The sequence below is a fragment of the Aliiroseovarius sp. M344 genome (assembly GCF_025140835.1).
Classification (GTDB): Bacteria; Pseudomonadota; Alphaproteobacteria; order Rhodobacterales; family Rhodobacteraceae; genus Aliiroseovarius.
Window position 1 is genome coordinate 1383407 of sequence record NZ_CP081153.1, and the last position, 12889, is coordinate 1396295.

Consider the following 12889-nt stretch of genomic DNA (forward strand, 5'->3'; position numbering starts at 1 on the left):
CCCATGGTATTCGACTTTCTCAAGAGGAGCGACGCTGCGCAAATGGCGACGCAGCCGACCGAGACCAAAGCGTCTGCAACAGGTCCGGTTATTGCCTATGGTGGTGCCGGTCGCGTGGCGTGGAGCCCGCGTGACGTGGTCAGCCTGACCAAGACGGGATTTGCCGCCAACCCGGTCGGGTTTCGGTCAGTGAAGCTGATCGCCGAGGCCGCCGCCGCACTTCCTTTGGTGCTGCAGGATGATGCACAGCGGTTTGACACACATCCGCTTCTTGAGCTGCTGGCGCGCCCCAACGCGGCGCAAGGCCGGGCCGAACTGTTCGAAGCCTTCTTCGGCCAGCTTCTATTGACCGGGAACGGGTATCTTGAAGCGGTGTCCACGGAAGATGGCTCTGTGACAGAACTGCATGTGCTGCGCTCGGATCGGATGAATCTTGTGCCGGGGGCGGATGGCTGGCCGGTGGCCTATGACTACACGGTCGGCGCGCGCAAGCATCGTTTTCATGTGGGTGAGGGCACGTCCCCAATCTGCCATGTTAAAGCGTTTCACCCGCAAGACGATCACTATGGGCTGTCCCCTTTACAGGCCGCCGCAACGGCGATTGACGTGCACAATGCGGCAAGCCGCTGGTCGAAAGCGCTGCTGGACAACGCGGCGCGACCGTCAGGGGCGATTGTTTATAAGGGCGCAGACGGGCAGGCGCAGCTGAGCGCGGACCAGTATGACCGCCTGTTGTCCGAGATGGAAAGCCATCACGTGGGCGCGCGCAACGCTGGTCGCCCCATGTTGTTGGAAGGCGGATTGGACTGGAAGCCAATGGGGTTCAGCCCCTCGGACATGGAGTTCCAGAAAACCAAAGAGGCCGCCGCACGCGAAATTGCACAGGCGTTCGGGGTGCCACCGATGCTGATCGGCATTCCAGGCGATGCGACCTATGCGAACTATCAGGAAGCCAGCCGGGCGTTCTATCGCCTGACCGTGGTGCCGCTGGTGTCGCGCGTGGCGGCCAGTGTTGGCCATTGGTTGGCAGGGTTTACGGGCGAAGATGTGATCTTGAAGCCTGACCTTGATCAGGTGCCGGCGCTGTCTGCCGAACGCGACCAGCAATGGCGCCGTGTGGCCGAGGCGAGTTTCCTGTCCGACGCTGAAAAACGCAACCTTCTGGGTCTGCCGCCGCTGGCCTCTGACGATGTTTAACAATCGAGGAAAAGCCATGAGTGATTTTCAGCCTGATCTTGGGCTTGAGCATAAATTCGTAAAGCTGGGCGAGACGTCCAATGTGGACGAGGGCATCCTGATCGAGGGCTATGCCAGCTTCTTTGACCAGTGTGACACGGGTGGCGACATCGTGGCACCGGGGGCCTATGGCAAATCCCTGCGCGCGCTGAAGAAGGCAGATCGCGGTGTGAAGATGCTGTGGCAACATGATCCGGCGCAGCCCATTGGTGTCTGGGATGAGGTCCGTGAAGACGCCCGTGGTCTTTATGTCAAAGGACGCATTCTGACGGATGTCGCCAAGGGACGCGAGGCCGCAGCCTTGATCGAGGCGGGCGCAATTGACGGGCTGTCGATCGGCTATCGCACCAAGCGCGCCACCAAGAACGACAAGGGCCAACGGCTTTTGACCGAGTTGGAGCTTTGGGAGGTGTCGCTTGTCACTTTCCCGATGCTGCCAACGGCGCGGGTGGGGGCAAAGGGCGATACGTCCACCGTCCATGACACCGCTTTGCGTGAACTGGCCGCGTCATTGAACGACGCGCGCCGCATGCTGGCCCGTTCATCCTGAGCCAGCGATCTGACCCCCTGAAAAGGACCCAATGATGAGCAAGAACGAGACGAAAGCTCAGGGCCAGTCGGCCGCGCCCACTGGCACGGTTTCTGGCCTGACTCCGGCTGCCGAGGTGAAGACCGCGCTGGCTGGTTTCATGAGCGACATTACCGAATTTCACGACACCATTTCGACCAAACTTCAACAACAGGAAGAGCGACTGACCATGCTGGATCGCAAATCTCACATCACATCCCAGTCCACCGCGGCACGTCCGCATCTTGCCGCTGCTGCCGATCTGGAAGCACCGCATCAGAAAGCGTTCGAGGCCTATCTGCGGTCCGGCGACGATGATGCGCTGCGCGGTCTGGAGCTGGAAGGCAAAGCCATGTCGACAGCGGTTGCTGGCGACGGTGGCTATCTGGTCGATCCGCAGACCGCAGCGACCATTCAAAGCGTATTGAAATCAACCGCTTCGCTGCGTGCTGTTTCAAACGTGGTCAATGTGGATGCAACGTCTTATGACGTGCTGGTCGACCATTCGGATGTTGGTTCGGGTTGGGCCACGGAAACCGGTTCGACCGCCGAAACTAGCACCCCGGCGATCGAACGCATTACCATTCCATTGCACGAGCTGTCGGCACTTCCGAAAGCATCGCAACGCTTGCTGGATGACAGTGCGTTTGAAATCGAAACCTGGCTGGCAGCCCGCATTGCCGACAAGTTTGCCCGTGCCGAAGCGGCGTCGTTTATCTCTGGTGACGGGATTGACAAGCCGACGGGTATCCTGACCCACGCGACTGTGGACAATGACAGCTGGACCTGGGGCAATCTTGGATACATCGCAACCGGGACATCGGGCGATTTCGACGCTTCGAACCCGGCGGATGCAATCATTGATCTGGTCTATGCGCTGGACGCTGAATACCGGGCCGGCGCGAGCTTTGTCATGAACTCGAAAACCGCAGGCTCGGTGCGCAAGATGAAGGACATGGATGGCCGCTTCCTGTGGTCGGACGGTCTGGCGGCTGGTGAACCGGCACGCTTGTTGGGCTATCCAGTTTTGATTGCCGAAGACATGCCAGACATCGGCACCGACGCGACGGCGATTGCTTTTGGTGATTTCGGCTCTGGCTATACCATCGCCGAACGTCCCGACACGCGTATCCTGCGCGACCCGTTCTCGGCCAAGCCGCATGTGCTGTTCTATGCCACCAAGCGCGTTGGCGGCGATATCAGCGATTTCGCAGCGATCAAGCTTCTGAAGTTCTCGGTCGCCTAAGCCTCTGAACCCGAGACCTGCACCGTGCTTTTGCACAGGTGCGGGACCGGGCGCGCGCCGGCCTCACCTCCCGTGTTGTCTAGCTGCTCCCCCTCCGTCCGAGCAATACGGATGGCGCGCGCCCACCTCATCCCCCATGACGCGAGGGGCCCGAATTTCGGAGATGTTCCATGATGTTAGTCGAGCAGACCACTGTGCCGGGCACGGCCATACCGGTCGCCCAATTCAAGGACCACCTGCGGCTGGGCACTGGGTTTGCCGATGACGGTGTGCAGGATCCGGTGCTGGAGACCTATCTCAGGGCCGCCATGGCCGCGATTGAAGCCCGCACCGGCAAGATCCTGTTGTCCCGCAGTTTTACCTGGACGCTGACCGCGTGGCGCGATTTGGCCACACAGGCTTTACCCGTAGCGCCGGTCAGCCAGATCAGCAGCCTGTCCATCACGGATCGATTGGGCGGGACCGAGTTGATTGCCGCCAGCCGCTATGTGCTGGAGCCTGACACGCACCGACCGCGGCTGGTTTCGACAGGTATTTGTTTGCCAGCGATCCCAGTCGGTGGGCGGGTGATCATCGGGTTCGAGGCTGGATTTGGTCCGGACTGGGCTGATATGCCAGCCGACCTTGCGCAGGCGGTGATGCTGCTTGCTGCGAGTTTCTATGAAAACCGGGCTGACGCTGGATCTGATCGAATGGGACAGGCCCAGCTGCCATCGGCAGTCGCGGCATTGATCCAGCGCTATCGCACGGTCCGCCTGTTTGGTGGTGGAGGTATCGTATGAAACTTCCAAACCTAAACCGCAAACTGATCCTTGAAGAGCCAGTACGCTCGCCAGACGGGGCCGGTGGGTTTTCCCAAACCTGGCAGGCGTTGGGACAGGTCTGGGCTGAAATCAAGCCGGGCACGGGTCGCGAACGTGCGGCAGGGTTCGCGACGGTTTCAACCATCTCTTTCCGTATCACCGTACGTGCGGCGCCTGAAGCAGCGCCATCGCGCCCCCAACCCGATCACCGGTTTCGCGCGGGCAGCCGCATTTTTCGCATCCTTGCGGTCACGGAAGCCGATGCGGGTGCGCAATACCTGACCTGTTTTGCCCAAGAAGAGGTGTCGGCATGAGTTACGGCGTATCTGCCGCCCTTCAACAGGCGGTTTACCAACACCTCACGGCGGACACGGCGTTGTCGACCCTGGTGACTGGTGCGATTTACGATGCGGTGCCTGCGGGGATCATCACGGGCACATATGTGAGCCTTGGCCCCGAGGATGTGCGCGAAAGGTCAGACATGACCGGCCACGGTGCGGTACATGAAATCACCGTCAGCGTGGTCACGGATGCCGCTGGTTTCCAGGCCGCAAAGGGCGTGGCCGCAGCCGTCAGCGATGCGCTGGTCGATGCCGCGCTTGTTCTGGCCCGCGGCACGCTTGTTTACATGAATTTCCACCGCGCGCGGGCGCGGCGGGTCGAGGACGCCGATGTGCGCCGGATCGACCTGTTTTTCCGCGCGCGCGTTCAAGACGACTAACCCTTAATTACGGAGTGATCCCATGGCTGCGCAAAACGGCAAGGACCTTTTGATCAAGCTCGACATGACCGACACCGGTGTGTTCGAAACCATTGCGGGCCTTCGGGCCACGCGCCTGAGCTTCAACGCGGAAAGTGTTGACGTCACCAGTCTGGAAAGTACTGGAGGTTGGCGCGAACTTCTGGGTGGCGCGGGTGTGAAATCCGCTGCGATTTCAGGGTCGGGCGTGTTCAAGGACGCGACGACTGATGAACGCGCTCGTCAGATTTTCTTCGACAATGAAGTGCCGAATTTTCAGGTGATCGTGCCAGGTTTCGGCGTGGTTGAAGGACCGTTCATGATCACGTCGATCGAATATGCCGGGTCGCATAACGGCGAAGCGACATATGAGCTGTCGATGGCATCGGCAGGCGTGCTCAGCTTCACGGCGCTTTGATCATGGCGAACCCATGGACAGGCGAGGTGGCCTTGGTGATTGATGGCACGCCGCGCGTCATGAAGTTGACGCTTGGAGCGCTGGCCGAGTTGGAAAACCAACTTGGCGAGGACACGATCATCGGGCTGGTCGAACGGTTTGAGAGCGGCGCGTTTTCAAGCCGGGATGTCCTGGCTTTGATCGTCGCAGGGCTGCGCGGCGGCGGGTGGCAAGGCGGCGCGCAGGATCTTCTGGCCGCCGAGATTGAGGGCGGTCCGGTCCGGGCAGCCCAAGCCGCCGGCCAACTGCTGAGCCGCGCCTTCGCCCAACCCGTCAGTGCCGAGGTGAACGGGTGAGCAACCGTTCCGGTTTTGATTGGCCCGGCCTCATGCGCCTTGGGCTTGGTCGGTTGGGACTGCGCCCGGAGCAGTTCTGGGCGCTGACGCCGATCGAACTGATCGTATTGGCGGGTCTTGATGACCAACCCGCACCGTGTTTGCGGGCACGACTGGAAGAACTGGCCCAAGCGTTCCCGGACGCAGACACGGGCCCCTGTGTAGGAGAGATATGATGGCTGGGTTGGACAGTATTGACAGCTTTGATGAGCAGATCGACGCGTTGGAAACCGCGCTTGGTGGCGCACAGGCAATGACAGCCGGGTTTGTGTTTGAGCTGAAGGGGATGCATTCCACGGTTTCCGATCTGAGTGCCGATGTGAACACTTTGTCATCGGGCATTTCGTCCGGATTGCGCAAGGCATTTGACGGGTTGGTATTTGACGGCATGAAATTGTCGGATGCGCTCAAGGGAGTGGCACAGTCGATGTCGCAGGCAGCTTACAACGCGGCGATCAAACCGGTTACGGGCCATTTCGGTAACATCTTGGGACAGGCAGTGGGCGCCGTCACCAATGCGTTTTTACCTTTCGAGAATGGCGGGGCCTTCGCGCAAGGACGCGTGGTGCCCTTTGCAAAAGGCGGCGTGGTGTCCAGTGCGACAACCTTCCCGATGCGCGGTGCCACCGGGCTGATGGGAGAGGCCGGGCCGGAAGCGATCATGCCGCTTGCGCGGGGCGCGGACGGGCGACTTGGCGTTCAGGCAGGGGGCGGTGGCCGACCGGTCAATGTCACGATGAACATCTCTACCCCCGATGTTGAGGGGTTCAGGCGGTCGCAAAGCCAGATCGCGGCCCAGATGTCGCGCGCGCTGTCGCGCGGTCAGCGCCACCGCTAGATCACGATTTCCACGCACCAAGGAGGGGTTCGCCCATGTCATTTCACGAGGTCCGGTTTCCGGCAAATCTGAGTTTTGGGTCCGTTGGCGGACCCGAGCGGCGCACTGAAGTGGTCACACTGGCCAACGGGTTCGAAGAACGCAACACACCTTGGGAGCATTCGCGCCGCCGCTATGATGCGGGTATCGGTATGCGCTCGCTTGACGATGTGGAAACGCTGATTTCGTTTTTTGAGGCGCGGCGTGGTCAACTTGTCGGATTTCGCTGGAAAGATTGGTCGGATTACAAAAGCAGTTTGCCGTCCATGCCCCCAGAATACACCGACCAAATCATCGCGTGGGGTGATGGTGACACGATCGAGTTCCCGCTGATCAAAACCTATCGGTCTGGTACGGAAACCTATGCGCGCCCCATTCAGAAACCGGTCGAGGGCACGGTCAAGCTGGGCCTTAAGGGCGATCCGCTGAGCGAGGGCACGCATTTCGAGGTGGATTACGCAACGGGTCGCGTCACGTTCATGACGGCACCTGAAACCGGTGCAGAAGTGACAGCCGGGTATGAATTCGATGTGCCCGTACGCTTTGACACTGACCGTATTCACACGTCGGTCGCCTCGTTTCAGGCGGGCGATGCGCCCAATGTGCCAGTGGTGGAGGTGCGGGTCTGATGGCGTTGTCACCTGAACTGGAGGCCCATCTGGGCAAGGGTGTGACCACGGTCGCACGGTGTTGGAAAGTCATCCGCCGCGACGGTGTCGTGCATGGGTTCACCGATCACGACCTTGATTTGCTGATCGATGGCGTAACATTTCGCGCAGACACCGGCATGACGGCGCACGCACTTAGTCAGACCACCGGCTTGTCGGTCGACAATACGGAAGCGTTGGGTGTGCTCAATGATGCGTCGATCACCGAAAGGGATATTCGCGCTGGTCGATATGACGGGGCCGAAGTGGAAGCCTGGCTGGTGAACTGGACCGACACCGGCCAGCGGTATTTGCGGTTTCACGGCGTCGTCGGTGAGCTGGCCCGAGAGGCCGGTGGGTTCCGCGCAGAGTTGAACGGGCTGTCCGAGATGTTGAACCAACCGCAGGGCCGGGCGTATCAAATGCCTTGTTCTGCGGTGCTTGGCGATGCGGCCTGCCGGTTTGATCTGAGCCAATCTGGTTACCAACTTGATCTTCCGATAGGTGAGAACAAGGACGAAACGACCTTTCATTTTGCAGACATGGCGCTCTATCCCAATCGCTGGTTCGAACGGGGCGTGTTTACCGTGCTATCCGGTGAGGCCAAGGGTCTGTCGGGTTTGATCAAAAATGATCGCAAAGGCATAGATGGCGCGCGGGTGGTCGAGCTGTGGGAGTCGATACGAGAGCGTATGGAGTCGGGCGATATGGTCCGTCTGCAGGCAGGTTGCGACAAGCTGCCAAGAACGTGCCGCGTCAAATTCAACAATTTCCTGAACTATCGCGGGTTTCCGGATGTGCCGGGCGAGGATTGGTTGATGTCTTATCCTGTAGGGCAGGGGAAAAACGATGGTGGCGATGCGCGCGAGGTGACTGATTTTCCTGATTGGTCACTTCTGGGTGGTGATGACGAAAATCCGTTCTCGCCCATGTCGGGCAGCTGAGATGTTTGACTTGAAAAAAGAGGTCGTCGCCGAGGCAAGAACGTGGTGTGGCACGCCTTATGTTCATCAGGCATCGTGTAAGGGCAGTGGGTGTGATTGCCTGGGGTTGATCCGCGGTGTTTGGCGGGGTGTGTTGGGCGCTGAGCCGGCACCGGTCCCGGCTTATACGGCGGATTGGTCCGAAGCGGCGCGACTTGAAGTGTTATGGGACGCGGCGCGCGCGCATATGGTCGAACGTCCAGCAGACGCGGCGCAACCCGGCGATGTGCTTCTTTTTCGGATGCAAGGCGGCGCGATTGCCAAGCATTTGGGCATCCTGACACGCGCTGGCGACGCACCAGCTTTTATCCACGCCTATACCGGCCACGGCGTCGTCGAGAACTCACTTTCGACCCCATGGGCCCGCCGCATCGTGGCGTGTTTTGCATTTCCTGAAAGGACAAGTTGATGGCTACGATCCTATTATCCGCAGTTGGCGCAGCCGCCGGTGCCTCGATTGGCGGCGGCATTCTTGGATTGTCGTCGGTGGTGATTGGCAAGGCTATTGGGGCCACCGTCGGCCAGGTGATCGACAGTCGCATTCTGGGTGAAGGGTCGGAGCCGGTTGAGACCGGCAAAGTAGACCGCTTACGCCTGACCGGTGCGTCTGAAGGGTCGACAATCCCCATGGTCTATGGCCGCGCGCGTTTGGGCGGGCAGGTTATTTGGGCGACCCGTTTCAAGGAATCTGTGACAACGACTGGTGGCGGAGGCGGTGGCAAAGGCACGCCATCCCCGCCTGAGCCGGAAGTGACGACCTATAGTTACTCGATCAGCGTCGCGATTGCCCTATGCGAAGGTGAAATCACGCGCGTAGGCCGGATTTGGGCGGATGGCAACGAAGTCTCGCCGACCGATCTGAACATGCGCGTCTATACCGGCACTGAAAGCCAACTTCCTGATCCAAAGATCGAAGCCGTCAAAGGAGCAGGTCAAGCGCCGGCCCATCGTGGGATCGCTTATGTGGTGATTGAAGACTTACCCTTGGCACAGTTTGGCAACCGTGTTCCGCAGTTCAGTTTTGAGGTTTTTCGCCCCGAACAGCGCCACCAACCCAAAGAGGTCGCGCGCGGCACACGCGCTGTCGCGTTGATCCCGGGCACCGGAGAGTACTCGCTGGCTACGTCACCGGTGTTTTACAAAAGTGGACCCGGCGCGGTCGAAGGGTCCAATATGAACAGCCCGTCTGGTCTGACCGACTTCAAAACGTCCTACCGTATGCTGCGGCAGGAAATGCCCAATTGCCGAAACACCGCCCTGGTCGTTTCGTGGTTTGGCGATGATCTGCGCTGTGGAAATTGCCGGATTCGCCCACGGGTAGAACAGCACGAAGTTGATGGCGACAGTATGCCGTGGAGCGTCTCGGGCCTGAGCCGGGGACAAGCAGGGTTAGTGCCAAAGGATGACAAAGATCGCCCGATCTATGGGGGGACGCCATCAGACCGCGCGGTGATGGAAGCAATTTCACTAGCATCTGGAAGCGGCCGCAATGCAACCTTTTACCCGTTTGTTTTGATGGAGCAGATGGAAGGTAATACGCTGCCTGATCCTTGGACAGGCAATCTGGGTCAGGCTGTATTGCCATGGCGCGGGCGGATAACAACGTCCTATGCCCCCGGTCATGTCGCGTCGCCTGATGGGACTGCTGGAGCAACCGCGCAAGTGGCCGCGTTTTTTGGCACAGCACAGCCCGGCGATTTCACCGTAACCGGGGATGGGGTCAGTTACTCCGGACCCGCAGGCTTTACTTATCGCCGTTTTATCTTGCACTACGCGCATCTTTGCGCGGCTGCGGGGGGTGTGGATGCGTTCCTGATCGGGTCTGAACTGCGCGCGCTGACGCAGATCAGGGGGCCGGGAAACAGTTTCCCTGTCGTCGATCAGCTGATCACGCTGGCAAATGACGTGCGCTCGATCCTTGGGGCGGGGACCAAGATATCTTATGCCGCTGATTGGTCGGAATATTTCGGCTATCATCCACAGGATGGATCTGGCGATATGTTCTATCACCTCGACCCACTGTGGAGCCATCCGCAGATCGACTTCATCGGCATTGATAACTACATGCCGCTGTCTGATTGGCGCGATGGGTTTGAGCACGCTGATGCGCATCACGGTTCGATCTATGACCTTGCCTATCTTCAGTCGAATATCGAAGGCGGCGAGGGGTATGATTGGTATTACAAAACTGCCGATGCGCGCACGTTGCAAATTCGCACCCCTATCACGGATGGGGCGCATGACGAACCTTGGGTCTACCGGTACAAAGACCTGCGCAACTGGTGGGATCGGTCGCACCATAACCGCGTTGGGGGCGTGCGTGATACCGACCCGACGGCGTGGCTGCCCGGCTCAAAACCGTTCTGGTTTACCGAACTTGGCTGCGCAGCCATCGACAAGGGTACGAACCAGCCCAATAAGTTTCTGGACCCGAAAAGCTCGGAAAGTTCACTGCCACGCTACTCGAATGGCCGTCGCGATGACCTGATGCAGGCACAGTATTTGCGTGCGATCTATGACTATTGGGCGATGCCACAGCACAACCCGACACATAGTGCGACCGGCGTGAAAATGCTTGATATGACGCGTGCTCATGTCTGGGCATGGGACGCGCGCCCATTCCCTCAGTTTCCCAACCGCAAAGGGCTATGGAGCGACGGGGCGAATTACGACCGGGGGCATTGGCTAAACGGGCGCGTTTCGGCGCGATCGCTGGCCTCGGTCGTGGCGGAAATCTGCGATCGGTCGGGGGTCACGCGGTACGATGTCTCGAAGCTTTATGGCTTGGTGCGTGGTTATATCGTTGATCAGATCGGGGGCGCCCGTGCAGCGTTGCAGCCTTTGATGCTGGCCTATGGCTTTGAGGTGACGGAGCGCGAAGGCGTGTTGATTTTCAAGACCCGCACCGGTCGCTCAGACCATGTGCTTGATCCCAGAAAGATGGCCCTGTCGGCTGAGCGTGACACGTCGCTGGAACGGGTGCGTGATCCCGAAGCCGAGATCGCAGGCCGTGTACGCCTGACCTATGTCGAAGGCGAAGGTGACTATGATGTGCGCTCGGTCGAAGCGACATTTCCGGATGAGACCAGCCGGTCCGTCGCCGCGTCAGAGATCCCGTTGATCATGACCCGGGTTGAGGCACGCGCGATTGTCGAACGCTGGTTGTCCGAGGCTCGCGTGGCGCGCGACAAGGCGACATTCTCGCTGCCGCCTTCGGAGCTTGCGAAAGGGGCCGGCGACGTTATTGAACTGACCACCGATGCGGGGACGGAACAATTCCGAATTGATCACGTGGAACATACCGGTGTGCAGACCCTGCGCGCCGTGCGGGTCGAGCCCGGATTGTTCCAACCTTCTGACAGCGTTGAACCCGCGCCAGCGGTTAAACCCTATATCCCACCCGCGCCTGTCTTTCCGCTGTTTTTGGATCTGCCGCTGCTGACAGGGGACGAGGTGGCACACCAGCCGCGCATTGCGGTGGCCGCAAAGCCGTGGCCAGGGCGCGTGGCCCTATATAGCGCGGTGACGGATAATGGCTATGCGATCAATCGGATGATCACTGACCCGTCGATCATAGGAGTGACGCAGACAGCTCTTGATCATGCGCCCGCAGGGACGATCGACCGTGGTCCGGCGCTGCGGGTGAAGTTGACTGATGGCACGCTGTTTGCAGCGTCGATCGACGATATGTTGAACGGCGCGAATGTGGCCGCGATTGGTGACGGTAGCCCGGACAATTGGGAAGTGTTCCAGTTTGCCGGGGCCGAATTGGTTGGCGACCGGACATATGACCTGACTTTGCGATTGCGCGGGCAGGCGGGGACCGACGCGGTGGCACCGGCGACATGGCCAGAGGGCAGCTATTTCGTGTTGCTAGGCGGGCATCAGGCTCAGGTCAGGCTGGCGTCATCGGCGCGCGGGTTGAACCGACATTACCGAATTGGCCCGGCCCGAAAACCGTTGTCTGATCCGTCCTTTTTGCATCAGGTGCATGCGTTCAAAGGAATTGGCCTGCGTCCCTACGCGCCGGTTCACCTGTCGGTGCGCGATACGGCTGGTGCACATACGATCAGCTGGATTCGCCGCACCCGGATAGATGGCGACAGTTGGGGCGACGGCGACGTGCCTTTGGGCGAGGGGTCTGAACGCTACCGGGTGCGCATCATCGACGGGGGGTCGGTCAAGCGTCAGCTTGAGGTAACGCACACGGCCTGGACATATGATGCGACCATGCGCAGCGCTGACATTGTCAGCGGCGGTTACACCGTCGAAGTGGCGCAAATCTCGGACCGGTTTGGTCCTGGGCCTTTTGCCCGGCTTGATGTGGCGCTGTAACCTGTGCGCCCCGTTTTGCCAGGCGATGTCGCCGCGGCCGGTTGTGCCCTTCTGGCACTTCCGGCCGGCAAGCGGCCCGGCGCGATGCTGGAGATGCTACACCGCGCAGAAGCCGCCGACAGATATCGGCTGGTTATCGGCCGGGCGCATCCGACTTGGGGCAATGGAAGCCTTGGGTCGGTTGCGTTGTGCCTGCCGCGCGCTGCTGAACCATTCCTCAATGACCCTGATTATGTTGATTGCATGTTGACGGTGTTTGCAGCGCTGAAGGCAAGAAATGACCGACGTGCGGCGGCTAGCCAGAGGCGCAGCTGACGCATTTTGTGGCGCAGGGATCAAGATCAAGCCGACCCAGTGGAATGTCTTCGCCGCAATCTTCGCAAAAGCCGAACTCGCTAACGTCCATCCGCGCAAACGCGGCATGGATGCGGGTGCGTTGGGCCGCGCGTCGGGCGCCGGTGGCCTTCGCCATGGCTTGGTTTTGCAACGCATCCATGCGACTGAGCCGTCCAACAGCCTGTTGATCCAACACGACGGTCTTTTGCGCGGATGCCCCGCGGGCATCGCTTCGGTCCAGCGCGTTAAGCGCTTCGGTCAATTGTGCGCGATATGTCGCGATTTGGGATTCATTCATGTCTGTTATCCGTGCTACCACGGGTTTGA

At 60.0% G+C, this 12889-nt stretch carries 16 protein-coding genes; 15 read left to right on the forward strand and 1 reads right to left on the reverse strand.

Annotated elements, in window-relative coordinates; all coding sequences use genetic code 11:
- The first annotated feature begins 3 nt into the window (after window positions 1-3).
- From K3556_RS06775 to K3556_RS06845, 15 genes are all read left to right on the forward strand, one after another.
- Window positions 4-1197 (forward strand): phage portal protein, encoded by a 1194-nt coding sequence (locus tag K3556_RS06775; protein ID WP_260518956.1) that lies wholly within the window; start codon window positions 4-6, stop codon window positions 1195-1197.
- 16 nt (window positions 1198-1213) lie between these two features.
- A complete protein-coding gene (locus K3556_RS06780) occupies window positions 1214-1786 on the forward strand; it encodes an HK97 family phage prohead protease (RefSeq protein ID WP_260518957.1) in 573 nt (190 codons plus the stop codon).
- A 34-nt stretch (window positions 1787-1820) separates the two neighbouring features.
- Window positions 1821-3050, forward strand: coding sequence for a phage major capsid protein (locus tag K3556_RS06785; protein WP_409557768.1), 1230 nt, complete (start codon window positions 1821-1823; stop codon window positions 3048-3050).
- Window positions 3051-3220: 170 nt separating this feature from the next.
- Window positions 3221-3832 carry a head-tail connector protein gene (locus K3556_RS06790; RefSeq protein ID WP_260518958.1) on the forward strand — a complete coding sequence of 204 codons (612 nt, stop codon included), beginning with the start codon at window positions 3221-3223 and terminating at the stop codon, window positions 3830-3832.
- Complete coding sequence (locus K3556_RS06795; RefSeq protein WP_260518959.1) at window positions 3829-4167, forward strand: head-tail adaptor protein; 339 nt, start codon at window positions 3829-3831, stop codon at window positions 4165-4167. Before K3556_RS06790 ends, K3556_RS06795 begins: the two co-directional genes overlap by 4 nt.
- A complete protein-coding gene (locus tag K3556_RS06800; protein ID WP_260518960.1) occupies window positions 4164-4574 on the forward strand; it encodes a DUF3168 domain-containing protein in 411 nt (136 codons plus the stop codon). The genes K3556_RS06795 and K3556_RS06800 overlap by 4 nt, the downstream gene beginning before the upstream one ends.
- 22 nt (window positions 4575-4596) lie before the next feature.
- Entirely contained in the window at window positions 4597-5010 is a 414-nt protein-coding gene (locus K3556_RS06805) for a phage major tail protein, TP901-1 family (protein WP_260518961.1), read from the forward strand.
- A gap of 2 nt (window positions 5011-5012) precedes the next feature.
- On the forward strand, window positions 5013-5345 hold the full coding sequence (locus K3556_RS06810) for a gene transfer agent family protein (RefSeq protein ID WP_260518962.1): 333 nt from the start codon (window positions 5013-5015) through the stop codon (window positions 5343-5345).
- Window positions 5346-5377: 32 nt separating this feature from the next.
- On the forward strand, window positions 5378-5560 hold the full coding sequence (locus tag K3556_RS06815; RefSeq protein ID WP_260519191.1) for a phage tail assembly chaperone: 183 nt from the start codon (window positions 5378-5380) through the stop codon (window positions 5558-5560).
- Complete coding sequence (locus tag K3556_RS06820; RefSeq protein ID WP_260518963.1) at window positions 5560-6222, forward strand: phage tail tape measure protein; 663 nt, start codon at window positions 5560-5562, stop codon at window positions 6220-6222. Before K3556_RS06815 ends, K3556_RS06820 begins: the two co-directional genes overlap by 1 nt.
- A gap of 35 nt (window positions 6223-6257) precedes the next feature.
- The gene (locus K3556_RS06825) at window positions 6258-6890 is read left to right on the forward strand and encodes a DUF2460 domain-containing protein (RefSeq protein ID WP_260518964.1); all 633 of its coding nucleotides are present in this window, start codon (window positions 6258-6260) and stop codon (window positions 6888-6890) included.
- Window positions 6890-7852, forward strand: a complete 963-nt coding sequence (locus K3556_RS06830) for a DUF2163 domain-containing protein (RefSeq protein ID WP_260518965.1) — start codon at window positions 6890-6892, stop codon at window positions 7850-7852. Before K3556_RS06825 ends, K3556_RS06830 begins: the two co-directional genes overlap by 1 nt.
- A 1-nt stretch (window position 7853) precedes the next feature.
- Window positions 7854-8300: an NlpC/P60 family protein gene (locus tag K3556_RS06835; RefSeq protein ID WP_260518966.1), complete on the forward strand. Its 447-nt coding sequence runs from the start codon at window positions 7854-7856 to the stop codon at window positions 8298-8300.
- Window positions 8300-12226 (forward strand): glycoside hydrolase TIM-barrel-like domain-containing protein, encoded by a 3927-nt coding sequence (locus K3556_RS06840; RefSeq protein WP_260518967.1) that lies wholly within the window; start codon window positions 8300-8302, stop codon window positions 12224-12226. The genes K3556_RS06835 and K3556_RS06840 overlap by 1 nt, the downstream gene beginning before the upstream one ends.
- Window positions 12227-12229: 3 nt before the next feature.
- Window positions 12230-12541, forward strand: coding sequence for a hypothetical protein (locus tag K3556_RS06845; protein WP_260518968.1), 312 nt, complete (start codon window positions 12230-12232; stop codon window positions 12539-12541).
- Here K3556_RS06845 and K3556_RS06850 read toward each other — a convergent pair.
- Entirely contained in the window at window positions 12522-12860 is a 339-nt protein-coding gene (locus tag K3556_RS06850) for a TraR/DksA family transcriptional regulator (protein WP_260518969.1), read from the reverse strand. The genes K3556_RS06845 and K3556_RS06850 overlap by 20 nt on opposite strands.
- Between the last annotated feature and the right edge of the window lie 29 nt (window positions 12861-12889).